Origin of the sequence: Huaxiibacter chinensis, from assembly GCF_022171985.1 — a bacterium.
Lineage (GTDB): Bacteria > Pseudomonadota > Gammaproteobacteria > Enterobacterales > Enterobacteriaceae > Enterobacter > Enterobacter chinensis_A.
In genome coordinates, this window is the sequence record NZ_JAJVHF010000004.1 from 91,953 (window position 1) to 117,841 (window position 25,889).

At 51.3% G+C, this 25,889-nt stretch carries 27 protein-coding genes; 20 read left to right on the top strand and 7 right to left on the bottom strand.

What is annotated here, in order from left to right; genetic code table 11:
• Position 1: 1 nt before the first annotated feature.
• The 5 genes from mlaD (at position 2) to murA (ending at position 3,193) form a co-directional block, all read left to right on the top strand.
• Positions 2 to 553 carry an outer membrane lipid asymmetry maintenance protein MlaD gene (mlaD, locus tag LZP96_RS12170; RefSeq protein ID WP_064327588.1) on the top strand — a complete coding sequence of 184 codons (552 nt, stop codon included), beginning with the start codon at positions 2 to 4 and terminating at the stop codon, positions 551 to 553.
• Positions 554 to 571: 18 nt separating this feature from the next.
• Positions 572 to 1,207 carry a phospholipid-binding protein MlaC gene (gene mlaC, locus LZP96_RS12175; protein WP_064327587.1) on the top strand — a complete coding sequence of 212 codons (636 nt, stop codon included), beginning with the start codon at positions 572 to 574 and terminating at the stop codon, positions 1,205 to 1,207.
• Complete coding sequence (gene mlaB, locus LZP96_RS12180; protein ID WP_064327586.1) at positions 1,207 to 1,500, top strand: lipid asymmetry maintenance protein MlaB; 294 nt, start codon at positions 1,207 to 1,209, stop codon at positions 1,498 to 1,500. Before mlaC ends, mlaB begins: the two co-directional genes overlap by 1 nt.
• A 127-nt stretch (positions 1,501 to 1,627) precedes the next feature.
• A complete protein-coding gene (gene ibaG, locus LZP96_RS12185; protein WP_064327585.1) occupies positions 1,628 to 1,882 on the top strand; it encodes a BolA family iron metabolism protein IbaG in 255 nt (84 codons plus the stop codon).
• Between the two features lie 51 nt (positions 1,883 to 1,933).
• The gene (gene murA / locus LZP96_RS12190) at positions 1,934 to 3,193 is read left to right on the top strand and encodes a UDP-N-acetylglucosamine 1-carboxyvinyltransferase (RefSeq protein WP_064327584.1); all 1,260 of its coding nucleotides are present in this window, start codon (positions 1,934 to 1,936) and stop codon (positions 3,191 to 3,193) included.
• Between the two features lie 46 nt (positions 3,194 to 3,239).
• On the opposite strand, the gene LZP96_RS12195 is transcribed toward murA, so the two are convergent.
• The 3 genes from LZP96_RS12195 to ispB form a co-directional block, all read right to left on the bottom strand.
• Positions 3,240 to 3,419, bottom strand: coding sequence for a hypothetical protein (locus tag LZP96_RS12195; RefSeq protein WP_064327583.1), 180 nt, complete (start codon positions 3,417 to 3,419; stop codon positions 3,240 to 3,242).
• 277 nt (positions 3,420 to 3,696) lie between these two features.
• A complete protein-coding gene (gene sfsB, locus LZP96_RS12200; RefSeq protein WP_064327582.1) occupies positions 3,697 to 3,960 on the bottom strand; it encodes a DNA-binding transcriptional regulator SfsB in 264 nt (87 codons plus the stop codon).
• Between the two features lie 231 nt (positions 3,961 to 4,191).
• On the bottom strand, positions 4,192 to 5,163 hold the full coding sequence (gene ispB, locus LZP96_RS12205) for an octaprenyl diphosphate synthase (protein WP_064327581.1): 972 nt from the start codon (positions 5,161 to 5,163) through the stop codon (positions 4,192 to 4,194).
• A 259-nt stretch (positions 5,164 to 5,422) separates the two neighbouring features.
• On the opposite strand from ispB, the gene rplU reads away from it, so the two are divergent.
• From rplU to cgtA, 4 genes are all read left to right on the top strand, one after another.
• On the top strand, positions 5,423 to 5,734 hold the full coding sequence (gene rplU / locus LZP96_RS12210; RefSeq protein ID WP_015960603.1) for a 50S ribosomal protein L21: 312 nt from the start codon (positions 5,423 to 5,425) through the stop codon (positions 5,732 to 5,734).
• Between the two features lie 19 nt (positions 5,735 to 5,753).
• Positions 5,754 to 6,011, top strand: coding sequence for a 50S ribosomal protein L27 (gene rpmA, locus LZP96_RS12215; protein WP_007673187.1), 258 nt, complete (start codon positions 5,754 to 5,756; stop codon positions 6,009 to 6,011).
• 95 nt (positions 6,012 to 6,106) lie between these two features.
• The gene (locus tag LZP96_RS12220; RefSeq protein WP_064327580.1) at positions 6,107 to 7,075 is read left to right on the top strand and encodes a DMT family transporter; all 969 of its coding nucleotides are present in this window, start codon (positions 6,107 to 6,109) and stop codon (positions 7,073 to 7,075) included.
• Positions 7,076 to 7,090: 15 nt separating this feature from the next.
• A complete protein-coding gene (cgtA, locus tag LZP96_RS12225) occupies positions 7,091 to 8,263 on the top strand; it encodes an Obg family GTPase CgtA (protein ID WP_064327579.1) in 1,173 nt (390 codons plus the stop codon).
• Between the two features lie 36 nt (positions 8,264 to 8,299).
• Here cgtA and pmrB read toward each other — a convergent pair whose 3' ends face one another.
• Both pmrB and pmrA read right to left on the bottom strand, forming a co-directional pair.
• A complete protein-coding gene (gene pmrB, locus LZP96_RS12230) occupies positions 8,300 to 9,343 on the bottom strand; it encodes a two-component system sensor histidine kinase PmrB (RefSeq protein WP_064327578.1) in 1,044 nt (347 codons plus the stop codon).
• Positions 9,340 to 10,002 carry a two-component system response regulator PmrA gene (pmrA, locus tag LZP96_RS12235; RefSeq protein ID WP_064327577.1) on the bottom strand — a complete coding sequence of 221 codons (663 nt, stop codon included), beginning with the start codon at positions 10,000 to 10,002 and terminating at the stop codon, positions 9,340 to 9,342. Before pmrA ends, pmrB begins: the two co-directional genes overlap by 4 nt.
• 264 nt (positions 10,003 to 10,266) lie before the next feature.
• On the opposite strand from pmrA, the gene opgB reads away from it, so the two are divergent.
• A complete protein-coding gene (gene opgB / locus LZP96_RS12240) occupies positions 10,267 to 12,603 on the top strand; it encodes a phosphatidylglycerol--membrane-oligosaccharide glycerophosphotransferase (RefSeq protein ID WP_064327576.1) in 2,337 nt (778 codons plus the stop codon).
• Between the two features lie 37 nt (positions 12,604 to 12,640).
• Here opgB and dacB read toward each other — a convergent pair whose 3' ends face one another.
• Positions 12,641 to 14,074 carry a serine-type D-Ala-D-Ala carboxypeptidase gene (gene dacB, locus LZP96_RS12245; RefSeq protein WP_064327575.1) on the bottom strand — a complete coding sequence of 478 codons (1,434 nt, stop codon included), beginning with the start codon at positions 14,072 to 14,074 and terminating at the stop codon, positions 12,641 to 12,643.
• Between the two features lie 247 nt (positions 14,075 to 14,321).
• Between dacB and greA the strand changes: the two genes are divergently transcribed.
• Positions 14,322 to 14,798 (top strand): transcription elongation factor GreA, encoded by a 477-nt coding sequence (greA, locus tag LZP96_RS12250; RefSeq protein WP_064327574.1) that lies wholly within the window; start codon positions 14,322 to 14,324, stop codon positions 14,796 to 14,798.
• A gap of 151 nt (positions 14,799 to 14,949) precedes the next feature.
• On the opposite strand, the gene yhbY is transcribed toward greA, so the two are convergent.
• Positions 14,950 to 15,243 carry a ribosome assembly RNA-binding protein YhbY gene (gene yhbY / locus LZP96_RS12255; protein WP_032614629.1) on the bottom strand — a complete coding sequence of 98 codons (294 nt, stop codon included), beginning with the start codon at positions 15,241 to 15,243 and terminating at the stop codon, positions 14,950 to 14,952.
• Between the two features lie 126 nt (positions 15,244 to 15,369).
• Here yhbY and rlmE point away from each other — a divergent pair, with 126 nt between their 5' ends.
• The 9 genes from rlmE to LZP96_RS12300 all read left to right on the top strand — a co-directional run bounded on the left by rlmE (position 15,370) and on the right by LZP96_RS12300 (position 25,885).
• A complete protein-coding gene (gene rlmE / locus LZP96_RS12260) occupies positions 15,370 to 15,996 on the top strand; it encodes a 23S rRNA (uridine(2552)-2'-O)-methyltransferase RlmE (protein WP_064327573.1) in 627 nt (208 codons plus the stop codon).
• Positions 15,997 to 16,098: 102 nt separating this feature from the next.
• Complete coding sequence (ftsH, locus tag LZP96_RS12265) at positions 16,099 to 18,033, top strand: ATP-dependent zinc metalloprotease FtsH (RefSeq protein ID WP_064327572.1); 1,935 nt, start codon at positions 16,099 to 16,101, stop codon at positions 18,031 to 18,033.
• A gap of 95 nt (positions 18,034 to 18,128) precedes the next feature.
• On the top strand, positions 18,129 to 18,977 hold the full coding sequence (gene folP / locus LZP96_RS12270) for a dihydropteroate synthase (protein WP_064327571.1): 849 nt from the start codon (positions 18,129 to 18,131) through the stop codon (positions 18,975 to 18,977).
• Complete coding sequence (gene glmM / locus LZP96_RS12275; RefSeq protein ID WP_064327570.1) at positions 18,970 to 20,307, top strand: phosphoglucosamine mutase; 1,338 nt, start codon at positions 18,970 to 18,972, stop codon at positions 20,305 to 20,307. The genes folP and glmM overlap by 8 nt, the downstream gene beginning before the upstream one ends.
• A 296-nt stretch (positions 20,308 to 20,603) precedes the next feature.
• On the top strand, positions 20,604 to 21,314 hold the full coding sequence (locus LZP96_RS12280; protein WP_258926035.1) for a type IV pilus major pilin: 711 nt from the start codon (positions 20,604 to 20,606) through the stop codon (positions 21,312 to 21,314).
• 73 nt (positions 21,315 to 21,387) lie between these two features.
• Positions 21,388 to 23,373: a type II secretion system protein gene (locus tag LZP96_RS12285; protein WP_157685364.1), complete on the top strand. Its 1,986-nt coding sequence runs from the start codon at positions 21,388 to 21,390 to the stop codon at positions 23,371 to 23,373.
• 22 nt (positions 23,374 to 23,395) lie between these two features.
• The gene (locus LZP96_RS12290; RefSeq protein WP_064327567.1) at positions 23,396 to 23,857 is read left to right on the top strand and encodes a TcpQ domain-containing protein; all 462 of its coding nucleotides are present in this window, start codon (positions 23,396 to 23,398) and stop codon (positions 23,855 to 23,857) included.
• Positions 23,858 to 23,870: 13 nt separating this feature from the next.
• Complete coding sequence (locus LZP96_RS12295; RefSeq protein WP_064327566.1) at positions 23,871 to 25,331, top strand: hypothetical protein; 1,461 nt, start codon at positions 23,871 to 23,873, stop codon at positions 25,329 to 25,331.
• Between the two features lie 11 nt (positions 25,332 to 25,342).
• Positions 25,343 to 25,885: a hypothetical protein gene (locus tag LZP96_RS12300; protein ID WP_064327565.1), complete on the top strand. Its 543-nt coding sequence runs from the start codon at positions 25,343 to 25,345 to the stop codon at positions 25,883 to 25,885.
• Positions 25,886 to 25,889 lie beyond the last annotated feature (4 nt).

The window sequence follows — 25,889 nt, forward strand, 5'->3', positions numbered from 1 at the left end:
CATGCAAACGAGAAAAAGTGAAATTTGGGTTGGTGTATTTCTGCTTCTGGCGATGCTTGCCGCGCTGTTTATCTGCCTGAGAGCGGCTGACATCACCTCTATTCGGACTGAACCCACTTACCGCATCTCGGCCACCTTCGATAACATCGGTGGCTTGAAGGCCGGCTCGCCCGTGCGTATTGGCGGCGTAGTGATTGGTCGTGTGGCGGACATTACTCTGGACGATAAAACCTATCTGCCTCGTGTCGAGATGGACGTCGAAGAGCGTTATAACCATATCCCTGATACCAGCTCGCTTTCTATTCGTACTTCCGGTCTGCTTGGCGAGCAATATCTTGCTTTAAATGTCGGCTTTGAAGATCCCGAGCTGGGAACGTCTATCCTTAAAGACGGTGGCGTTATTCAGGACACGAAGTCAGCTATGGTGCTGGAAGATATGATTGGTCAGTTCCTTTACAACAGTAAAGGGGGTGATGATAACAAATCCGACGCTTCGCCAGCACCGAGCGAAGGCTCCACTGACGCCGCGCCAGCCCCTGGCGCAACGCATTGATCTCAGGAGAATTGATTTATGTTTAAACGATTATTTATGGTTGCCATGCTGATAATTGCTCCACTGACCGTGGCCCATGCCGCGGATCAAAGCAATCCGTATAAACAGATGAATGAAGCGGCGAAGAAAACGTTCGACCGTCTCAAAAATGAACAACCGAAAATTCGTTCAAATCCCGATTATCTGCGTGATGTGGTCGATCAGGAGCTGCTGCCGTATGTGCAGATTAAGTATGCTGGCGCGTTAGTGCTGGGACGTTACTACAAAGATGCAACGCCTGCGCAGCGTGAAGCCTATTTTGCGGCCTTCCGTGAATACCTGAAACAGGCTTACGGCCAGGCTCTGGCGATGTATCACGGCCAGACCTACCAAATCGCGCCTGAGCAGCCGCTGGGCGATGCGACGATTCTGCCGATTCGTGTCACCATCATCGATCCAAACGGTCGTCCGCCGGTACGCCTGGACTTCCAGTGGCGCAAAAATTCCCAAACGGGCAACTGGCAGGCGTATGACATGATCGCCGAAGGCGTGAGCATGATCACGACCAAGCAAAACGAGTGGAGCGATCTGCTGCGCACGAAAGGCATTGATGGCCTGACGGCTCAGTTGAAATCCATCTCCAGCCAGAAAATCACGCTGGACGAGAAAAAGTAATGACGCAGCAACTGAGCTGGGCGCGTGAAGGTGACAGGCTCCTGCTGACCGGCGAGCTGGATCAGGACGTGCTTAACCCTTTATGGGACGCGCGTGAAGAGGCAATGCGCGGCGCCACCGTAATCGATTTAAGCGGTGTGTCTCGTGTGGATACAGCCGGCGTGGCGTTGTTGGTTCACCTGGTTGCCTGTGGCAAAAAACGTGGGCAAAACGTGGTGTTAGCGGGCGTCAGCGATAATGTGCTGACCCTGGCTCAACTGTACAATTTGCCCGCCGACGTCCTGCCGCGTTAATTTATTCTCAACGTAACATTCTGAAAGCCCCGACTGTTTACATGTCGGGGCTTTTTGCTTGTTTAAGACTGCCGCACTTTGCTCTAAGATGTTGAGCTTGTTTTCACTAAAAGATGATGTAGAACCCATGGAAAATAATGAAATCCAGTCAGTGCTGATGAATGCACTCTCTCTTCAGGACGTCCACGTCTCTGGCGATGGCAGCCACTTCCAGGTTATTGCTGTGGGTGAGATGTTCGACGGCATGAGCCGTGTGAAGAAACAACAGGCTGTTTACGCGCCTCTGATGGAATACATTGCGGACAACCGCATCCATGCCCTGTCGATTAAGGCGTTTACCCCGCAAGAGTGGGAACGCGATCGCAAACTAAACGGTTTTTGAGCCGGGGGATATTGCCCGCGGCACGGTTGAATTGATAAGAGAGCATTATTCATGGATAAATTTCGTGTACAGGGGCCAACGCGTCTCCAGGGCGAAGTGACAATTTCCGGCGCCAAAAACGCCGCGCTGCCCATCCTCTTTGCCGCACTGCTTGCGGAAGAGCCGGTAGAGATTCAAAACGTTCCAAAACTGAAAGATATCGACACGACCATGAAGCTGCTCACCCAGTTGGGCACCAAAGTCGAGCGCAATGGTTCCGTATGGATCGATGCCAGCAACGTCAATAACTTCTCTGCACCGTACGATCTGGTGAAAACCATGCGTGCCTCTATCTGGGCGTTAGGTCCGCTGGTGGCGCGTTTTGGCCAGGGTCAGGTTTCTCTGCCGGGCGGCTGTGCAATCGGCGCACGTCCGGTGGATCTGCATATCTTTGGCCTTGAGAAGCTGGGCGCTGAGATCAAGCTTGAAGAGGGCTACGTTAAAGCCTCTGTGAATGGCCGTCTGAAAGGCGCGCACATTGTCATGGATAAAGTGAGCGTCGGCGCGACCGTGACCATTATGTCTGCGGCAACGCTGGCAGAAGGCACCACTATCATCGAGAACGCGGCGCGTGAGCCTGAGATCGTTGATACCGCCAATTTCCTTGTTGCGCTGGGCGCGAAAATCACCGGCCAGGGCACCGACCGTATTACCATTGAAGGCGTAGAACGTCTGGGTGGCGGCGTTTATCGCGTCCTGCCAGACCGTATCGAAACCGGCACCTTCCTGGTGGCTGCTGCTATTTCAGGTGGCAAAATCACCTGCCGCAATGCACAGCCAGATACGCTGGATGCGGTTTTAGCCAAGCTGCGTGATGCAGGCGCGGATATTGAAGTTGGTGAAGACTGGATTAGCCTGGATATGCACGGCAACCGTCCTAAGGCGGTTAACGTCCGTACCGCGCCACATCCTGCGTTCCCAACGGATATGCAGGCGCAGTTCACCCTGCTGAACCTGGTGGCAGAAGGCACGGGCTTCATCACTGAAACCATCTTTGAAAACCGCTTTATGCACGTGCCGGAACTGATCCGTATGGGCGCGCATGCAGAGATTGAAAGCAATACCGTGATTTGTCACGGCGTTGAGCAGCTGTCTGGTGCGCAGGTGATGGCAACGGATCTGCGTGCCTCTGCGAGCCTGGTGCTGGCAGGCTGTATTGCCGAAGGCACAACGGTGGTTGACCGTATCTATCATATCGATCGCGGCTACGAGCGTATCGAAGATAAACTGCGTGCGCTGGGTGCAAATATCGAGCGCGTAAAAGCAGAATAAGTGATTCTGTAGAGAGAAAAGCTCCCGCCATGGCGGGAGCTTTTTTTTATTGCGGTAGAGTCAGGCTGTGGTAGCTATATTCCACAGGCAGCGCGTTACCCGTCATTCCCACGCCTTCGTCGTTCTCCCCAAAAGAAGCCATCGCGTTGATCAACAGATGCACCTGGGCTGTTGAATCGCTATAGCTCGCCGTTTCTACGATTTTGATAATTTTAGTGTCGTGCATCAGCCGACATTTTCTATCGACGAGACGGAATGACAGGTCATGCAGATTGTATCGCCGGTTTAAAGGGCTGGACTCGTGTCTGGTGGAGGAAAAAATATCGTTTTTGACAAAAGGAACGGATATTCCCTTAAATGCAGGTATGAACATTACGGCGGAGATAAAAACGGGATCGCGGCGGGTGATTGATTACTTGTTAAGCCCGTTGCAGACCACCATCGAGAGAAGTTTCACCGAGCGTTAAGGCAGACGAGCTACCGGGGCCGGGCCCCGGCAGTGCTCAGCGTTTACGCATCATCCGCGTTCTGTCGATGAACTCGTGCGTCAGAGGGTCATGATAGCGTGATGGCCAAATCACCCAGGGTTGAGTGTCCAGCGCTTTCGCGATGATCAATTCTCCTTTCGGCCACGGGCGGGTCAGCGCATTCGCGAGTGTTGATGAACTTAACCCATTGCGGCGCGATTCTGCTGCCAGCGACGTTCCTTTTTTACGCAGTGCGGCAATGATATCGGCTGAGTGCCAGTCGATAAATTTCTTATCCATCATACGGTCCTTTTGGTCAGGTGCGTCCACGTCATTTCTGCTGAATTGACGAGGGTTACTATACCGATTTCGAACGGTTGTTTTTAAAAGTTCGCATTACTGGCGACCATATTCAGAATAGGACCAGACTTTATACAGGCGGGCTGTAACTGGCTGTTTTAACAGGAATAGCAGTGTAACTGGAACGTGCTGGAATTCTCCCTGCGAGAACCGCAGGGAGTGAGTACACACTTAGAAATCGCGCTGAACGGCGATGTGGGCAAGCCCGATCAGGGCATCACGCCATGGGCTGTCGGGGATGACCTGAATAGCGGCAATCGCTTTATCCGCTTCTTCTTCTGCACGCTGGCGCGTCCATTCAAGAGAACCGCAGAGCGCCATGGTTTCCAGCACCGGTTCCAGAAGGTGCCGGCCGTTTCCTTGTTCGATGGCTTCACGAATCATCTGCGCTTGTTCCGGCGTACCGTGACGCATCGCGTGTAACAGCGGCAGCGTAGGTTTACCTTCGTTAAGATCGTCGCCGACGTTTTTACCCAGGGTTTCGCCATCTGCACTGTAATCCAGCAAATCATCAATCAGCTGGAAGGCGGTGCCGAGATAGCGGCCATAATCCTGCAGCCCACGCTCCTGCGCTTCGCTACACCCTGCGAGAAGACCAGAACACTGCGCCGCCGCTTCGAAAAGGCGCGCCGTTTTGCTGTAGATGACGCGCATGTAGTTTTCTTCGGTGATGTCCGGATCGTTGACGTTCATCAGCTGAAGCACTTCGCCTTCTGCAATGACGTTAACGGCTTCAGACATCACTTCCAGCACCTTCAGCGAGCCCAGGCTGGTCATCATCTGGAAAGCACGGGTATAGATGAAATCACCGACCAGAACGCTTGCAGCATTGCCAAAGGCCGCGTTTGCGGTTGCTTTGCCGCGGCGCATGTCAGATTCATCCACAACGTCGTCATGCAGAAGCGTGGCGGTGTGGATAAATTCGATCAGCGCAGCAATAGTGATGTGAGCATTTCCCTCATAGCCGACAGCACGTGCAGCCAGAATTGCAATCATCGGACGGATGCGTTTACCCCCGCCGCTGACAATGTAATAGCCTAACTGATTGATCAACTGAACGTCTGAGTTGAGTTGTTCCAGGATTGCTGCATTCACACCCGCCATGTCTTGCGCGGTTAACTCGTTGATTTTTTCTAAATTCATCGCAAATGCCGGGCTTCTTTGTTCTGTTTACCACATATCAAATGGGCTAACGAAGGGTTTTGGTTTATCAATAGTATTGCTGATTGTACTGAAAAAACGGCGTAGATAAACGTTACCGTACGTGTTGTGTTTTTTTTCTTCATGTATTGACTGTAGCACTTGTCAAAGGCTCGCGTTTTGCGTAATATTCGCGCCCTATTGTGAATATTTATAGCGCACTCTGAATCATACGAAGATGTGCGCGGAAGCGGAGTTCTATATGTACGCGGTTTTCCAAAGTGGTGGTAAACAACACCGAGTAAGCGAAGGTCAGACCGTTCGCCTGGAAAAGCTGGACATCGCAACTGGCGAAGCTGTTGAGTTCGCTGAAGTTCTGATGATCGCAAACGGTGAAGAAGTCAAAATCGGCGTTCCTTTCGTTGATGGCGGCGTTATCAAAGCTGAAGTTGTTGCACACGGTCGTGGCGAGAAAGTTAAAATCGTTAAGTTTCGTCGTCGTAAGCACTACCGTAAGCAGCAGGGCCACCGTCAGTGGTTCACTGATGTGAAAATTACTGGCATCAGCGCCTAAGACCTGAGGAGAGATTTAAATGGCACATAAAAAGGCTGGCGGCTCCACACGTAACGGTCGCGATTCAGAAGCTAAACGCCTTGGCGTTAAGCGTTTCGGTGGCGAAACTGTTCTGGCGGGTAGCATCATCGTTCGTCAACGTGGTACTAAATTCCACGCGGGCAACAACGTAGGTTGCGGTCGTGACCACACTCTGTTTGCTAAAGCAGACGGTAAAGTGAAATTTGAAGTTAAAGGCCCGAACAACCGTAAATACATCAGCATCGTTGCTGAGTAAGGTTTCCGTGGTCCGGTAACGGATTAAAGCCCCGCAACGTGTTGCGGGGCTTTTTACATTAGAAGTCCGGAAAATTTTCTGCAGGGAAAACGGGCATGAAGCAGCAGGCTGGCATTGGTATTCTCCTGGCGCTGACAACAGCGATTTGCTGGGGGGCATTGCCCATTGCAATGAAGCAGGTTCTGGAAGTGATGGAGCCGCCGACGGTGGTGTTTTACCGCTTCCTGATGGCAAGCATCGGCCTTGGGGCGATTCTGGCCATAAAAGGCAAATTGCCTCCTCTGCGGATTTTCCGCAAACCGCGCTGGCTGGTGCTTCTGGCTATCGCGACGGGAGGGCTGTTCGGTAACTTCATTCTGTTCAGCTCTTCTCTGCAGTATTTGAGTCCCACGGCATCGCAGGTGATTGGTCAGCTTTCACCGGTCGGCATGATGGTCGCCAGCGTCTTTATCCTGAAGGAAAAGATGCGAGGCACGCAGATTGTCGGGGCGAGTATGCTGCTGTGTGGCCTGGTGATGTTTTTTAACACCAGTTTGATAGAGATATTTACCCGACTGACGGATTACACCTGGGGTGTGATCTTTGGCGTCGGGGCAGCAACCGTCTGGGTCAGTTACGGTGTGGCACAAAAGGTTTTATTGCGCCGCCTGGCCTCACCGCAGATCCTTTTTTTGCTGTACACTTTATGTACTATTGCACTATTGCCGTTAGCAAAGCCGGGTGTGATTACTCAGCTTAGCGACTGGCAACTGGCGTGCCTGATTTTTTGTGGGCTTAACACGCTGGTCGGTTATGGCGCGCTAGCCGAAGCGATGGCGCGCTGGCAGGCAGCGCAGGTGAGCGCGTTAATTACGCTGACTCCGCTGTTTACGTTGTTATTTTCAGATTTGTTATCAATGGCCTGGCCCGATTTCTTCGTCAAACCGATGTTAAACCTTTTAGGCTATCTCGGTGCGTTTGTCGTGGTTGCGGGTGCGATGTATTCCGCTATTGGCCATCGTCTTTGGGGACGTTGGCGCAAAAATGACGCGGTCGTAGTAGAAGTCCCCCGCTCAGGCGAATGAGTTACGGAGAGTAAAATGAAGTTTGTTGATGAAGCAACGATCCTGGTTGTTGCAGGTGATGGCGGTAATGGTTGCGTAAGCTTCCGCCGTGAAAAATATATTCCTCGTGGCGGCCCTGACGGTGGCGACGGTGGAGACGGTGGAGACGTGTGGTTAGAGGCAGACGAAAACCTCAACACGCTGATCGACTATCGTTTTGAGAAATCTTTCCGCGCTGAACGTGGTCAAAATGGCCAGAGCCGTGACTGTACCGGTAAACGCGGCAAAGACGTGATCATCAAAGTGCCTGTCGGAACGCGTGTTATCGACCAGGGTACCGGTGAGACCATGGGTGATATGACCAAACATGGTCAGCGCCTGATGGTGGCGAAAGGGGGCTGGCACGGTTTAGGTAACAGCCGCTTCAAATCGTCTGTGAACCGCGCCCCGCGTCAGAAAACGATGGGTACGCCGGGTGATACGCGCGACCTGCAACTGGAGCTGATGCTGCTGGCCGATGTCGGTATGCTGGGTATGCCAAATGCCGGTAAATCCACGTTTATTCGCGCCGTCTCAGCCGCTAAACCGAAAGTTGCCGATTATCCGTTTACCACGCTGGTACCGAGCCTTGGCGTTGTCCGTATGGATCACGAGAAGAGCTTTGTTGTTGCGGATATTCCCGGGCTTATTGAAGGCGCGGCTGAAGGGGCGGGTCTGGGTATTCGCTTCCTGAAGCACCTTGAGCGTTGCCGTGTGTTGCTGCACATTATCGATATCAATCCAATCGATGAATCGGATCCCGTTGATAACGCCCGCATTATCATTGGCGAACTGGAAAAATACAGCGAAAAACTCGCTGGCAAGCCGCGCTGGCTGGTGTTCAACAAGATCGACCTGATGGACAAGAGCGAAGCAGAAGCAAAAGCGAAAGCGATTGCCGACGCGATGGGCTGGGAAGATAAATACTACCTGATCTCGGCGGCAAGCCAGATTGGCGTGAAAGACCTGTGCTGGGATGTGATGAACTTCATCATTGAGAACCCAATCGTGCAGGCAGAAGACGTCAAGCAGCCTGAGAAAGTCGAGTTCATGTGGGATGACTACCATCGCCAGCAGCTCGAAGAGCAGGAAGTTGAAGACGATGAAGAGTGGGATGAGGACTGGGACGAAGACGACGAAGAAGGTGTCGAATTCATCTACAAGCACTAACACTCTGATGAAACCCCCTCCTGAAGGGGGTTTTTTTTATCGTAATGTCGACGGAAGCCAGCAGCGCGCAATTAAACCGCCGTCCGGACCATTCTCAAGCGTCAGACAACCCCGATGCAGCTGCAGGATGCGCTGAACAATACTTAACCCCAGCCCGCTGCCGCCGTAGCGCTGGTCAAGACGGCGGAAAGGTTCGGTAATCGACTGTCTGTGCGCTTCATCTATGCCTGAACCCTGATCCGCTACGCTCATTTGTGTCCCGTCCTCCCGTTCGCTTAAGGTGACGGTGATCGTGGTCCCCGGGGGGCTGTAGCGCGCAGCATTTTCCAGAAGATTACGCAGCATCAGACGCAGTAATACCGGGTCGCCCTGAACGGTCAGATTGCTCTCCTGTGGCCAGATGACGGTGTGATCTTTCGTCTCTTCTTCCAGAGAGAGTGGCGCAATGATTTGATCCGTCCAGCTCACGGTATCGTAATGACCGCTCGCCATCGCTTGTCCCGCTCGGGCCAGCATTAAAAGCTGCTCTACCGTATGCATTAATTGATCGATACGCGTAATCAACGTGGCTGCCTGTGGCGTGCCTGACTGCGACATTAATTCCAGATGAAGCCGAATACCCGCCAGGGGCGTTCGCAGCTCGTGTGCGGCGTCGGCAGTGAACAATCGCTCCTGCTGGATGGTATGGTCAAGCCGGGCAAGCAGCTGGTTAAGCGAGGTCGTCACGGCGCCAATCTCTTCCATATCTGAATACATGGGAAGCGGCGAAAGATTATCTGCGGAGCGATTGGCCAGGCTTTCGCGCAGCCTGCTGAGGGGACGGGTTATCCAGGTTACCGCCCAGAATGAAAACAGCAGGGTAAAGCCCACCATCACCAGGGAAGGTACCAGCAGCGAGGCGATAGCCTCCCGGATCTCTTTTTCAACATGCTGATTTCGCGATTTAGCGGAGAGCGTTTCGTTCACCAGAAAACTGATTTGCTCGCGGCTTTCATGCCAGAGCCAGATAACGCTGACCAGCTGGAAAAAAAGCAAAATAACCGCCAGCAACACCATTAATCGCCGACGCATACTGTTCATTTCTGGTTCTCCAGGCGATAGCCAACGCCACGTACGGTTTTGATCCTGTCTTTACCGAGCTTACGCCGCAGATTATGGATATGGACTTCAAGCGTGTTTGAGCCAGGATCGTCCTGCCAGGAGTAGATGTCCTGCTGCAGGGTTTCCCGATGCACCGTCTGGCCGGTGCGCATAATCAGGCGCGTCAGCAAGGCGAACTCTTTCGGGGTGACCTCAACAGGCTGCTGACGGCACAGCACCTGCTGCGTGTGCAAATTCAGCGTGAGGTCACCGTCAGTGAGGATATTGTCGCTGTGGCCGTGATGGCGGCGAATAAGCGCCCGTACGCGCGCCTGCAGTTCAGCGAGCGCAAAAGGCTTGACCAGGTAATCGTCGGCACCCGAATCCAGCCCATTAATTCTGTCTGCCAGCGCGTCTCGAGCGGTCAGGATCAGCACTGGGTTGGACAGGCCACGACGACGCCACTGCGTGAGCAACGTTGCCCCATCTTTATCAGGCAGACCCAGGTCGAGGATCACCAGGCTGTATTCGCCGCTTTGAATTAACGCATCCGCTTCGGCGGCGGTGCTGGCACAATCAAGCGCGAACCCTTCATTGGCCATTGCAAGCGCAAGACCTTCCTGTAACAGCACGTCGTCTTCAACAATAAGTAATTTCATCTTGGCTGCACTGTCCAATGTCCATGTTGTGCCCTGATTATGGCAGAAACCTGACTGCGGGCGTATGTGACATTATCTTACCCACACTGTAAGCATATGTCCCTGCCGGCGTTGAGTGAAATGTAAAGCATCATGAATGGGAATTTTACCCTTAATAGATTCCTAAAATCCCCGGAATTTATGGGGTGAATAGACAAGAGAGGATATAATCTTATCCTGATACTGGCATCCCTCTGGCCAGCCCTTCTGTTATTGAGCGAAAGAATGGAATCTCTTAATTTATTGACTCTGTCAGCGTTATGTCTGATCGGTACAACGTTTATTTATCGTTATAAAGCCATCAGAAACAAATACATCACAGCGGTTATTTTTATATTAACGATTTGTGCGGTAGTCATGAACGGGTTTTGGCTCGTCTGTCACCACTTTACGGGCGATGGCGTCAGTCAGGCCGTGCTCTACACTCTGACGGACTCTCTTGAAGGGGCTGAAATCAGTGATTACATTTTGCCATCCCTTTTTGCAATTATCACCTGCGTTGTTCTTAATGCCGCTCTTTATCTTTTTTTATGTAAGGCATTGCCTGGCGGAAGAAGAAATAAACTGTTTACGGTATTGGCCTGTATCACCGGGTCGATGGCAGTGGTGTTGTCGCCCACGTTATATCAGGTGAGTGGAAGTACGCTTCTCAATAAAAAGGTGGATGGATCCGACTTTAGCCAGTATTACGTGAATAAGATTAAGAACATCGAAAAACCGCAATACAATCTGGTTTATATATATGGAGAGAGTCTTGAAAGAACCTATTTTGATGAGAAAGTCTTCCCGGACCTGCTGCCCGATCTGAATAAACAACGGGCGATGAGCCTCGACTTTTCAAACACGGAACAGATGCCCGCGACCGACTTTACCATCGCCGGGCTCGTTGCGTCGCAGTGTGGCCTGCCGTTGTTTAAACCGACTGCATTTAGCGGAGAAAATGCCGGGAATACCTTCTACCCGGACAGCGTTTGCCTGGGCGATATTCTGACAAAGTCGGGTTATGAAACCTGGTTTTTCCAGGGCGCGAATACCCACTTCGCCGACAAAGATGCCTTTTTCCGCGTGCATGGCATCAAGCATGTCTGGGGGTTAAACGAGTCCGGCATGAAGGACAATTTTGACGTCCAAAATAATTGGGGGCTGTATGACAATGTGGTTCTGGATAACGCCTGGCAAAAATTCAGCGAGCTTTCTGCAGCAGGACAACGCTTCGCGCTCTTTACCCTGACCGTCGATACCCATCCACCAAAAGGGTTTATTTCACCGGGCTGTAAAAAGAATAGCTATCAAATCGACGGGCAAAAAGCCGACGCGTTGAGCGCGGTATTGTGTAGTCAGGAGGATATTGCGCGGTTTGTGCAAAAAATCCAGGCCTCCCCGTGGGCAAAAAATACCATTATTGTTCTCTCTTCCGATCATCTGGCGATGGCGAGTACCGCGGTTTCCATTGATTATCTTAATAAGATGGAACGGCGGAATCTCTTTTTTATCCTGGGCGACACCATCAAGCCCGCGATAAAAACGCAACCCAGAACGACCCTGGACAATGGCGCGACGGTGCTGGAGCTGCTGGGCGGAGAAAAAGCGATTGGCCTGGGGCGCAGCTCACTGAGTGAAAAATCCCTGTCTGAGAGCGTTCCAGACTTTAGAAATAAGCTCTATGCATGGGGAGATAGCATTCGAAACCTGTGGGGGGTGCCCGACCATATTGATCGGTTCGTTATTAACGCAGAAAAGAACACGTTTACCTTCGACGACCATAGCTATGGTCTGCCGTTGCTCATCAATATTAAACCCCACCAGGTGTTGCCGATGACGGACGATGGCAGCAGGGTGATGTCTCTCAGACAGTCTTTGTCGACGTTAACCGAAGGGGAGCAGTTTATCTGGGTGGATAAATGTTTCCGCCCCGGCAACATCTGGCGTAACGAATTCGCGCTTTCACAGGACTGGTGCCTCACCCAGGGGAAAATGGGCGGTAAAGTGACCGTGGAAAAAGTGAGCGGAAATCACTATGAAGGTAACGTCCTGAATGATAATACCGCGACGGATACCGCACGTTACCGGTGGGAACAGTCGCAGTTAAAAATTCATCCCACGAATATTCGCTATGCGTCAGATTCATTCAAGTTTGGCCTGGAAGGGACCCCTAACTTTATCGAAAATATGATGGGTTTAAGTCGACAGGAGTCCTGGGGACGCTGGTCTGACGCATTGATGGCGCCGTCTGTGCTGCTGCTGTACAACGCGCCTTTCCCCCGCGAGTTCAATCTTGAAATCGAAGCCAAAGCGTTTGGCAAAAATATCAATGCGCCGGTGGCGGTAAAAATTGGCGATCAAACGCAATATGCTCGTTTTGGTAAGGATCCGACAAAGGTAACGCTGCACTTTACCGGTGATATGTACACGCGGTTATTGAATATAGTCCCACCGGCACCGGAACTGACGCGCGAAGGCAGCGTGCTGGGCTCGTACCTGATTTCACCGGTCCGACGGCTGGGAGTGGGCTTAATCGAAATAAAAATTGTGCCGATCGTGAATAAAACGGCAGCGAAGTAAAATGTTGGATGGCCTCGCCAGAGGCCATCCATTTTGCTTAGTTATTCTGATAAATATCTTTGTACAGACGGCTTTCGAAGCGCACAAGCGGAATACGACGGTTACGTTGGTCTGCAGGTTCAACGGCGTAGCCTGACAGATATTGCACAAACGCCATACGCTGACCGCTGGCGGTGGTGATAAAGCCCGCCAGGTTGTACACCCCTTGCAGCGAGCCCGTTTTTGCCGAAACCTTTCCATCCACACCTGCGGCGTGTAACCCGGCGCGATACTGCAGCGAGCCGTCGTAACCTGCAAGCGGCAGCATGGAGATGAAGTTCAGTTCGGTGTCATGCTGGGCGATGTATTGCAGCACCTGCATCATGGTCGCCGGTGAGATCAGGTTATGCCGCGAGAGACCCGATCCATCGACAGCAATGGTATTGCCCAGATCGATCCCCGCCTGCTGGCGAAGGATCTGACGTACGGCGTCGGATCCTGCCCGCCATGTGCCCGGCACACCAAAGCGTGCATGCCCTATGGTGCGGAACACGGTATCGGCAATCATGTTGTCCGATTTTTTCAGCATAATCTTAAGCAGATCGTGCAAGGGGGCAGACTGTTTGCTCGCTATCACCGTTCCCGGTTCGTTTGCCTGCGTCTGGCGTAAGAGCGTGCCGGTATAGGTAATATCTGCCTGTTTTAGCTCATCTTTCAGAATCGCACCGGCATAACTTGCCCCATCCTGAATCGCAAACGCCAGCGGCAGCGGGTCGGCGCGCTGTGTCAGGCAGCCGGTCAGCGTAAAGCGGTTAAGATCGCCAGGCACGACATCCAGCTCGCAATACTGGGCATCAGGTGAGCCTTTCGCCAGGGTACGCACCTGGCTGAACATGGTCACGGGATAGTAAGAGGCCACCCGAATAAAGGCTAAATCATTCGCTTTTGGTGCGCTGTACAGCGAGACGGAGAAACAGTTGCGGTCAATAATGGCGGCAGAGGGCGGGGCGCTGAAGCACTGCGTCATGTCGTTCCAGGGCCAGCCGGGGGCTTTATCGTGACTGGCGAAAACCGAGGTATCAATCAGAACGTTGCCCTCGATTTTCTTGACGCCTGATTTCTTCAGAACGGCGACCATATTGCGAATATCCTGACGTTTAAACGTCGGATCGCCGCCAAATCGTGCCACTAAGTCGCCTTTTAAAACGCCATCGTCTACGCTACCTTTACTTTCGAGCGTGGTGGTGAAACGGAAATCAGGCCCTAGCTGCAGCAGGGCTGCCAACGCCGTGATGACTTTTTGGGTACTGGCAGGCAAGGCCATCTGCTGGCTGTGGTAGTCAATGTCGGGGGCCTGGGCGCCCACTTTCTGTACCATCAGTGCAAGGTTAGCCCCTGCGGGCAGCTGATTTATGTACTCATCAACGTTCGCGGCCTGAGCAGTGAACGCTAAACTGGTAGTCAATCCGATGATAAATCTGGAAAATCGCATAATCTCGCGCTAACAACCCGGAAACAAACCGTCATACTACGGTGCAATACCCTGCAAAGTAAACGATGACCCATAGTGAACTTCGCGGTAAAATACGTATCAAATTGAAAAATTGCTGCTGACCTGGAACTTTGCTTCCGGGTCAGTTTTCTTTTGCTTCTGGCTCGCTCACGGTGCTGACAATCGTGGGTTCAGGGGCCGGAGCGGGTGATGCTGCTCCCAACAGGAATGTTTAAGAGGTATAACAATGCAAGCTATTCCGATGACCTTACGTGGTGCCGAAAAACTACGCGAAGAACTGGATTTTCTGAAATCGGTTCGTCGTCCCGAAATCATTGCTGCTATCGCTGATGCCCGTGAGCATGGCGATTTGAAAGAGAATGCGGAGTATCACGCCGCACGCGAACAGCAGGGTTTCTGCGAAGGTCGTATTAAAGATATCGAAGCGAAGCTGTCGAACGCGCAGGTGATCGATATCACCAAAATGCCGAATAATGGCCGCGTGATTTTTGGTTCGACCGTTCAGGTGCTGAATCTGGACAACGATGAAGAGCAGACGTATCGCATCGTGGGCGACGACGAAGCCGATTTTAAGCAGAACCTGATCTCAGTGAACTCCCCGATTGCCCGCGGCCTGATTGGCAAAGAGCAGGATGATGTTGTGGTCATTCGCACGCCGGGCGGGGAAGTCGAATTCGAAATTATTAAGGTTGATTACCTGTAATTCGCATCCTGACTAAGATGTTGATACATTGTAAAGAAAGGAAAAAGGCCGCGTAGCGGCCTTTTATCAACTCAAGGAGCATGGCATTTTGCTCACCTGCTAAAGGAAATCGCTGGTTTCACACAAAAAATGTGTTCAACTCAGGATAGTCTTAGCGTGGCAGCGAGATTTTACGCTCTTTAGATGGGCGATAGAGCACCAGCGTTTTACCGATAACCTGTACATTACAGGCACCGGTTTCACGCACGATAGCTTCCACGATCAGGGTTTTAGTGTCTCTGTCTTCAGAGGCGATTTTCACCTTGATTAACTCGTGGTGCTCCAGCGCTTGTTCGATCTCGGCGAGCACCCCTTCGGTCAAACCATTGTTGCCAAGCATGACTACCGGCTTGAGTGGATGTGCCAGACCTTTAAGGTGCTGTTTTTGTTTAGTACTAAGATTCATCGTATATTTTTGCTTACGTTGGGATTGAAAACGGTTCATTCTACCGCCATCTCCCTAATATCGCCAAATAGCTGCGTAGAAATTTACGTCACAGGCAAGGTACGATGAACCAGGACGGAAAGTGAAATGACAGGTAAAAAGCGTTCTGCCAGCTCAAGCCGCTGGCTACAGGAACACTTTAGCGATAAATATGTTCTTCAGGCACAGAAAAAGGGGTTGCGTTCCCGTGCCTGGTTTAAACTTGATGAAATACAGCAAAGTGACAAACTCTTTAAACCGGGAATGACTGTTGTCGATCTCGGCGCTGCACCCGGAGGATGGTCCCAGTACGCGGTAACGCAGATCGGCGGAACGGGGCGAATCATTGCATGCGATCTTTTACCTATGGATCCCATTGTCGGTGTCGACTTCCTTCAGGGCGATTTTCGTGATGAATTAGTGCTGAAAGCACTGCTTGAACGTGTAGGTGAGAGTAAAGTTCAGGTCGTCATGTCTGATATGGCCCCAAATATGTGTGGAACACCGGCGGTGGATATCCCCCGCGCCATGTATCTGGTGGAGTTGGCGTTAGAAATGTCTCGTGATGTTCTGGCGCCAGGTGGTAGTTTTGTAGTGAAAGTGTTCCAGGGCGAAGGTTTCGAGGAGTATCTAAAGGAAATTCGCTCCCTGTTTGCGAAGGTCAAAGTTCGTAAGCCGGACTCTTCTCGTGCTCGTTCACGTGAAGTGTACATAGTAGCGACCGGGCGAAAGTGATAGCTGGTCGATTTCGAACGAAAGTTTGAATGACGCGAGATATAGAGTATCCTGACGCTGTTTTTAACACAGTTGTAATATGAGGTTAATCCCTTGAGTGACATGGCGAAAAACCTAATACTCTGGCTGGTCATTGCCGTTGTGCTGATGTCAGTTTTCCAGAGCTTTGGGCCCAGCGAGTCGAATGGCCGCAAGGTGGATTATTCTACCTTCTTGCAAGAGGTCAACCAGGACCAGGTTCGCGAAGCGCGTATCAACGGACGTGAGATCAACGTTACCAAGAAAGATAGTAACCGTTACACGACTTACATCCCGGTGAACGATCCTAAGCTGCTTGATAACCTTCTGACTAAAAACGTCAAGGTAGTGGGTGAACCACCAGAAGAGCCGAGCCTGCTGGCTTCTATCTTCATCTCCTGGTTCCCGATGCTGCTTCTTATCGGCGTCTGGATCTTCTTTATGCGTCAAATGCAGGGCGGCGGTGGCAAAGGTGCCATGTCGTTCGGTAAGAGCAAGGCGCGTATGCTAACCGAAGACCAGATCAAGACCACCTTTGCTGACGTTGCAGGTTGTGACGAAGCAAAAGAGGAAGTGGCTGAACTCGTTGAGTACCTGCGTGAACCGAGTCGTTTCCAGAAATTGGGCGGCAAAATCCCGAAAGGCGTCCTGATGGTCGGCCCTCCGGGTACCGGTAAAACGTTGCTGGCGAAAGCCATCGCGGGTGAAGCGAAGGTTCCATTCTTTACTATTTCGGGTTCTGACTTTGTTGAAATGTTCGTAGGTGTTGGTGCATCTCGTGTGCGTGACATGTTCGAACAGGCCAAGAAGGCGGCACCGTGCATTATCTTCATCGATGAAATCGACGCCGTAGGCCGCCAGCGTGGCGCAGGTCTGGGCGGTGGTCACGATGAACGCGAACAGACGCTGAACCAGATGCTGGTTGAGATGGATGGTTTCGAAGGCAACGAAGGTATTATCGTTATCGCCGCGACGAACCGTCCTGACGTTCTTGACCCTGCGCTGCTGCGTCCAGGCCGTTTCGACCGTCAGGTTGTGGTCGGTCTGCCTGATGTACGTGGTCGTGAACAGATTCTGAAAGTCCACATGCGTCGCGTTCCGCTGTCGCCAGATATCGATGCGGCAATCATCGCGCGTGGTACGCCGGGCTTCTCTGGTGCAGATCTCGCGAACCTGGTGAACGAAGCGGCGCTGTTTGCTGCTCGCGGTAACAAACGCGTCGTGTCGATGGTGGAATTCGAGAAAGCGAAAGACAAAATCATGATGGGTGCGGAACGTCGCTCCATGGTGATGACGGAAGCGCAGAAAGAGTCCACGGCATACCACGAAGCGGGTCACGCTATTATCGGTCGTCTGGTACCAGAACACGATCCGGTGCATAAAGTGACGATTATCCCGCGTGGTCGCGCATTGGGTGTGACGTTCTTCCTGCCGGAAGGCGACGCCATCAGTGCCAGCCGCCAGAAGCTGGAAAGCCAGATTTCGACCCTGTACGGCGGTCGTCTGGCCGAAGAGATTATCTACGGTCAGGAACATGTTTCTACCGGTGCGTCGAACGACATTAAAGTCGCGACAAACCTGGCGCGTAACATGGTGACTCAGTGGGGCTTCTCCGACAAACTCGGTCCGCTGCTGTATGCAGAAGAAGAGGGTGAAGTGTTCCTGGGCCGCTCGGTGGCTAAAGCGAAACATATGTCTGATGAAACGGCTCGCATCATCGACCAGGAAGTCAAAGCGCTGATTGAACGTAACTACGGTCGCGCACGTGAAATCCTGAACGAGAATCTCGATATCCTGCACTCCATGAAGGATGCACTGATGAAATACGAGACAATTGATGCGCCGCAGATTGATGACCTGATGGCTCGCCGCGAAGTGCGTCCACCTGCTGGCTGGGAAGACCCAGGCGCGTCCAACAATTCTGACAACAATGGCACCCCGCGTGCGCCGCGTCCGGTCGATGAACCGCGTACGCCGAACCCGGGTAACACCATGTCTGAACAGTTGGGCGACAAGTAAGTCCTCGCTTACCATGCCGTTATCTTCATCTAAAACCCTGGAGCTTGCTCCGGGGTTTTTCTTATCCGCTTAACCGTAAATACCAGGGATATGCCATGAAACTTTTCGCCCAGGACTCCGTTCTCGATCTTGCCCATCCGCACGTGATGGGGATCCTGAACGTCACGCCTGATTCTTTCTCCGATGGCGGTGCGCACAATACGCTGATTGAGGCGGTCAAACATGCCAATCTGATGATCAATGCCGGTGCGACCATCGTTGATATCGGTGGTGAGTCCACGCGTCCTGGCGCGGCGGACGTCAGCGTGGACGAAGAGCTGGCGCGCGTCATTCCGGTGGTTGAAGCCATCGCCCAGCGTTTTGAAGTCTGGATCTCTGTGGATACCTCGAAACCTGAAGTGATCCGTGAATCCGCGCGAGTGGGCGCTCACATCATTAATGATATTCGCTCTCTGAGCGAGCCCGGCGCGCTGGAAGCCGCGGCAGAAACGGGATTACCCGTTTGCCTGATGCACATGCAGGGTCAGCCAAAAACCATGCAGGCAGCACCGTCTTATGACGACGTGTTTACCGAGGTGAATCGCTACTTTATTGAGCAGATCGCACGCTGTGAACGTGCAGGCATCGCAAAAGAGAAATTGCTGCTCGACCCCGGGTTCGGATTCGGTAAAAATCTGTCTCATAACTATGAGCTGCTTGCTCGTTTATCGGAATTCCACCATTTCGATCTGCCTCTGCTGGTGGGCATGTCGCGGAAATCGATGATTGGGCAGCTGTTGAATATCGGCCCGGGCGAACGCCTGAGTGGAAGTCTTGCCTGCGCCGTGATTGCGGCGATGCAGGGCGCGCACATTATTCGCGTTCATGACGTGAAAGAGACAGTAGAAGCTATGCGTGTGGTTGAAGCCACATTGTCAGCGAAGGAAAACAAACGCTATGAGTAATCGTAAATTTTTTGGCACCGATGGCATTCGTGGACGCGTAGGCGATGCCCCTATCACTCCTGAATTTGTGCTTAAGCTTGGCTGGGCGGCGGGTAAAGTGCTGGCGCGACATGGCTCACGTAAAATCATTATTGGGAAAGACACCCGTATTTCAGGCTATATGCTGGAGTCCGCACTCGAAGCCGGGCTGGCGGCCGCAGGCCTTTCCGCCTCGTTTACCGGGCCTATGCCGACGCCTGCTGTGGCTTATCTTACCCGCACCTTCCGCGCTGAAGCGGGCATTGTTATTTCTGCCTCGCATAATCCGTTTTATGATAACGGTATTAAATTCTTCTCCATCGAAGGCACCAAATTGCCGGATGAAGTGGAAGAGGCCATTGAAGCCGAAATGGAAAAAGAGCTGACCTGCGTCGATTCCGCTGAGCTGGGTAAAGCCAGCCGGATCGTCGATGCCGCCGGGCGCTACATTGAATTCTGCAAAGGCACATTCCCGAACGAGCTGAGCCTGAGTCACCTGAAAATCGTCGTGGACTGCGCAAACGGCGCAACTTACCACATCGCACCAAATGTGTTTCGTGAGCTGGGGGCGAAGGTTATTACCATCGGCTGCGAGCCTGACGGTCTGAACATCAACGAAGAAGTGGGCGCGACCGATGTCCGTGCGCTGCAGGCCCGGGTACTGGCCGAGAAAGCCGATCTTGGGATCGCGCTGGACGGGGACGGCGATCGCGTGATCATGGTCGATCATGAAGGTCAGAAGGTCGATGGCGATCAGATCCTCTATATCATTGCCCGCGAAGGCCTGCGTCAGGGTCAACTCCGTGGCGGTGCGGTAGGTACGCTGATGAGTAACATGGGTCTGGAGCTGGCGCTGAAGCAGCTGGGCATTCCGTTTGTGCGTGCCAAAGTGGGCGACCGCTACGTGCTGGAAAAACTGCAGGAGAAAGGCTGGCGCATTGGGGCCGAAAACTCCGGCCACGTTATCCTGCTGGACAAAACCACCACGGGTGACGGCATTGTCGCGGGTCTTCAGGTGGTGGCAGCGGTAGTACGCAACCACATGAGCCTGCACGATCTCTGCAGCGGCATGAAAATGTTCCCGCAAGTTTTGGTTAACGTACGCTTTGCTGCCGGTAACGGTGACCCGCTTGAGAACGACAACGTCAAAGCGGTAATGGCTGACGTTGAAGCCGCGCTGGGTTCTCGTGGCCGCGTACTGTTGCGTAAATCCGGTACCGAGCCACTGATTCGCGTGATGGTCGAAGGCGAAGATGAAACGCAGGTCACTGAATTTGCACACCGCATCGCCGATGCGGTAAAAGCCTGCTAATGAAATGATCATTTAAAAGGCCGCTCCTGTAGCGGCCTTTTCTTTACATAACGTGTGTAATAATATATAAAATTGTAATTAACTTCTACGCGATTAAATTAATCTTAAATGATAATTAATTTATTCTGAATTCGTCGGTGAAATGTTTATTAGATAAATTAAATACTTAGCCTCTTCCCTAAATATAATCCTATAAGCGGTGACGATCTCTATTTAAATGGGATTGTCGTCACTATAATGCGCCTATTCCCGAGAGGGTTCTTGGGAAGCAAAAATTAATATTTAAGGAAAACAGAATGAATAGTTTGGTTTGGAACTTCAAAGGGAAATTGAACCGCAAGGCAGCGAAACTGCAGGAAATGCGTAAGCAGCGCGGTGTGACCTTACTGGAAATCATTATTGTATTAGGTATTATCGGCGTTATCGCTGCAGGTGTGGTTATCCTTGCTCAGCGTGCATTCACCGCGCAGGATCTGTCTGACATTCAAAACAACGCCAACAGCATCCGTACTTCAATGGCTGAAGCCTTTAAAGACGAAGGCAGCTATCCAGCAGATAAAGCGGGTGTTGCGGGTCTGACTAAATCAACTATTGCTGATTCTGACTTAGACACGCCAATTGTTACTCTGGTTAAACTGGGCAAAATCTCCCCGGACGAATCCTTCAACGGCATTTCTAACGATGCATTCCAGATGACAAGCGCCTCTCTGGATAGCAATAGTTCACAGAAAAAAGTCTTTGTGCTTCTGGTTAACGGTCTGGAAACAGAAGAGTGCCGCAACCTGATCTCTCAAATGGGTAACCAGTGGGATTATGTGGAAGCTGTGACTGGCGTACCAGCAGGTTCTACAACGCCTCTGACAATTTCTAACGATCTGAGTGTTGTTACCTCCACCACTGTCCTTAAGTCTCTGACGTCTGGCGAAATCAAAGCTACTGCGATTGTTAATGACGACGTATGTAGTGATGAAGGTGCTAGCAACGGCGTGATCTTCGGCAGCAAATAATCATTATTAAAGTATCCAGAGCACCTGCCATCTGGCAGGTGCTTTTTTGATGGTGAAACAGGGTAATAAGCGTATGCGCAACAGAAAGGATTCGGGGTTTAGCTTACTGGAAGTCATTATCGTGCTGGCGATAGCCGGTGGCATAATGGTGATGTATACCCAATATGCGCGTAAAAAAGCAGAAAGTATTGCTCAGCAAAATGTATCGGATGCTATTGTTGCTGAAATGAAAGGGGTGCTTAATTTCGTGGATGATGACGAAATTGCCCTTTACAACGAGCCAGACGAAATTCCAAACCCGCTGTATGAAGATAATGTAGATGATCCAAAGCCAACATCAGATTACCGGGTTCGTATTACAAATGAATTAGACGATGTCGACACGGGAAGTGAAGATTTCTATTATCTGTGGGGCGATTATAATAATAGTAAAAATCAGAAGCGTTATCTCTTCCTCAGCAAAAAATGTGATGTTACGCTGAAATCTGATTATGAATTCGAAAAAGAGTATCTGCCTTGCTTTATGCGTAATACGGCCAAGAATTCGATGCCGAGTATCGAACGTATTGGCTTCGCGGGTACGAAAGAGACTAAGAGCGATCGCGCTAACGATATCAACCGCATTGATGTCATCGTCAGATTTAAAAAAGAGCAAAAAAATGGCGATTACTTCTTTGCGGATTATTATCCTCATTTTTCCGAGTCGCTGTCAAAAGCAGGCATTACGATAAGCCATGCCATGCTGGTGCATCGTAATTCGACCAATGCGCACTGGATGGTAGTTAAGCAGAAGAAAGACGGAAAAACGCCAATAGAATTCGGCGCTATCGCCAATAACCTGGATGCATTAAATCAGTACACCACGGGTGAATTTGGCATTCGTTTTACGATTGATACCAATGATAACTCCAGCAACAGCGGTGCGGGCGGCGGCAAGGTCTGCTGGACGCAGGGCGAAAGCGGCGTGAAGCTGTGCTATGACGACAATAAGGGCACCGGCACGCATGGCGAGCAGGGCGTACTGGCACTGGAAATGACCGATCCGTCTAAGGATAACGGCGTCATGCCTGGAACCCTTAAAGCCAACGTGGTGATGGAAAACACCGCGAACCGCGTCTTTATCTTTAAGCGCGAAAGGGGAGAAATCGTCTTTGACGACGACGGGAAGCCGCAACCTTATCTTTATAACGATCCCGAAACCATGCACGATCCCGACGCTTCGTGGGGCGATCCCTTCCCCGGTGAAATTACGATGAATGACTCGACGTCGGATTTCGTCTATTCCGACGGTAGACATTACAGCAGTCATACCTGGGACGCATTTGAACTCACCACGCCACCCACGGTGTCCTACAGTGGTCCTGGCATTGAAGGCGGGGAGAAGCAAGGCATCAATATTGACAATCGCGGGGTGGATGAACACGGGACGCCGCTACCCGATTTACCCGCCTATCAGCCCTATAACGATGCCGCTGATTATAGCCATCCGGAGGCGCAGGTGCCGTATGACAGGAACATAGGGGGATATCGTTTACCTGTACAGACCTGCCCGCAGTTTGAACAGGATATTATTTTGCGTGATGCAAAAGGTCAGCCGCTGATGGATGACGCAGGAGCGGTGCGAAAATATCGCTATGTCCGCAAATTGTATCCGCATATGGCGGCGGCTCTCTCTTCGATTTCCGCTTTTCAGGAGACAGGCGCGGGCCAGAGTAGTGCTGCGAATTATGACTATGCAAGTGAAGCGCGCGCCCGTCTGAACTCAGCGGCAAAAAATAAATTAGGCCAGTTAGGCGGTATATCCGTGCAGGTAGAGTTTGCGCTTCAGAATGGTCAGGTTTACAGCAGGGGTTATGAAAATAATGCGGGTCATTACGTTCATGAAAAAACCAAATACGTCTGGGTGGTGAGCTCAACCATGGGCATGTTTGACGGGGATACCGGCGAAGGCCGCAATGTGCTGAACCCGAGCGTGTCGTATGTCTTTACCACCTGGTGCAGCACCATTCCCCAGGATGGAACCCCGGCAGATGTTTTAGACACACAGCAATATCAATAAGTTAATTCAGGTAAAGGAATGTATGAAGAAATTTAATCTCAGGAAAGCCCTCCCGGTGGGGGCGGCAGCGGCCTTGTTGCTTAGCATCGGTGCGGCTCAGGCATCCGTGAATACCAGCAACGATGCGGCAATGATCCAGGGGAACACCTCCTCGGCCCCGGTTCCTATGGCGCCAACGGCGGTGAATCCCTTCGCTGCCGACACGCAAGCCCCAGGCACGGCAGCCAGCCGTTCCGTTCCGTCACTGGTCATTCATGAAAATGAACTACTCAGCCAGGGCATTAAAATGTGGGTGGCGGGCAACGGCTATAAGCTCTTCTGGAACAGTAAAAAAGATTACCTTATTTACAACACCATTACGCTTTCAGGGAAAACGGATGATGAGGTTTTGCAGTCATTAGGTGACCTCTTTTTCTCTGAGAATTATGGGTTAGTGGTTAAAAAATACGAAAAGAACCGTGTCATCGTAATTGATGAAATGTAATTGGATGAAATGAATGAAACTCAAGACAGGTATGTTATTGCTGGCGTTTTTAGTGCAGGGATGCGTGAGTAATTTCGAAAAGAAATATGATATTGATAAAGCGGTGCAGGCGCATACCAACGATGCCACCTCCGTGGATTCATCCAAAACACAACCCTATATAAAATATAACACCGCGTTCCTGGGCCAAAAGGTTCAGTACAGCGTTGAACAACAAATGCTGATGGGTAAGCGCGTTAAAATTTCGTCGTATGAGCCTGCGTCGCTCTCCACTATTCTGGATGCCGTCTCCACGCAAACGGGAATTAGCTTCCGTATCAATTCATCGGCTATGGGCGGTAAAGGCGGCAATACGGATGATGCATCCTGGGACACGCCGCGCTCCGTACAGTTTGATGGAACGTTCGAAGAGTTTATGAGCTATATCAACTCTCTGTATGATGTGAATACCAGCCTGGATGAACACAATATTCTCAAAGTGAACGTCTTTGAGACCTACGCGATCCGTCTGGATTTCTATGGTGAAAATAATACCACTGAAACCACGCTGGACCTGTCGGGTAACCAGGCAACCTCAAGCGGTGGCCTGAAAGGCAAATCAGAAACCAAATTCGAATCCTCCTTCTGGGATGACGTGGAGGACATGGCGAAAAACTATGTCGCCTCGGGTAACTATAATTTGTTTAAAGACTCGTCCATTTTGATGGTCAATTCACGCCCATCTGAATACGAAGCCCTAAGTAAAGCGCTGGACAAATATAAAGCAGATAACAGTCGTCAGTTTATTATTACCTACCGTATCTATATCGTTGATAAAGCGAAAGAGAAAAGTTTGGGCGGTGGTTTAGATTTCAAATATGGCGATGCGCATAACACTATTAACATTACTAGCAGCCTGTTCGACAATCTGGCGGGTGGCATCTCTGCGGGCTGGAAAAATAGCCACGTTGACATTAGCGCTGGTCTGGATGCGTTATACAAATTAACGGGCAGTGAATCGCTGCAAAGCGGATCCTTCATCACCCGCAACAATATGCCTGTGCCGGTGAACATGACCCAGTCACAGTACTATGTGTCCAGCAGAACACGCACCACGGATGATAATGGTGAGGTAAACGTAGACGTTGAAACATCGGAAATCGTCACCGGGACCAGTTTTATCATCACGCCTCGCGTGCTGTCCGATGGACGCATCGAAGTGGTCAGCGGCTTTACTAAGCGCTTCCTCAATTCGATCAACGAATACGATGATGTCCAGCTGCCAAACGTAAGCACCACCGAATCCTTTAACTCCTCCATTATCAAACCCGGGGATTTACTGGTCGTCGGTAAATATGAAGTTAAAAGTACCAAAGACGGTCTGCAGTATCAGGTCCTGGGCGCAGAGGATCAGAGCAACGATGGTGTTGCAACGGTGCTGATGGTGGTCGGGGTTGACTATTATCGTCAGCCCATCACCTCTCGTGATGACTGAGTGACTTCAAAATGAATAACATTCTTCTAAAGAATAATATTTTGACCGGGCTCTACTGGGAGCCCGCCAGCCTGGAAAATTTACAGCCCGCGGAGCAGGCGTCATTCAGAGGAATGATGAAAGCGTATCGACGGCTGATTTATAAAGATAGCGCTGGCGAGCTCGCGATAGGGTACAGCACGAAAGTGTCCACCCTCTATGAGCCCTTTGCCCTGTATGTGAAAGAACTTTACGGCGATGGGATCTATTTTTCGCATGAAAACGATGCGACAACCTATTTTCTGATCATCGATGAGGGTCGTATTGTCAGCGGCACCGACTGCTTTATCAGCAAAGAACTCTTTGATGAGTTAATGAAGCATCCGGACAGTTACAGCCATCTGGAAGTAACGCCACTGGAAGAGATCCAGATCAATGCCGTTGTGGAGCGATGCTGTGCCAGACAGGCGCGACTAAAGCGCCGGCGTCAAATCATTATCGGTTCTATTTTTACTGGCGGGCTAGCCCTGTTATTGGTTTTAGCATTGTCGCTTCATTTTTTTGTGACAGGATAACCCT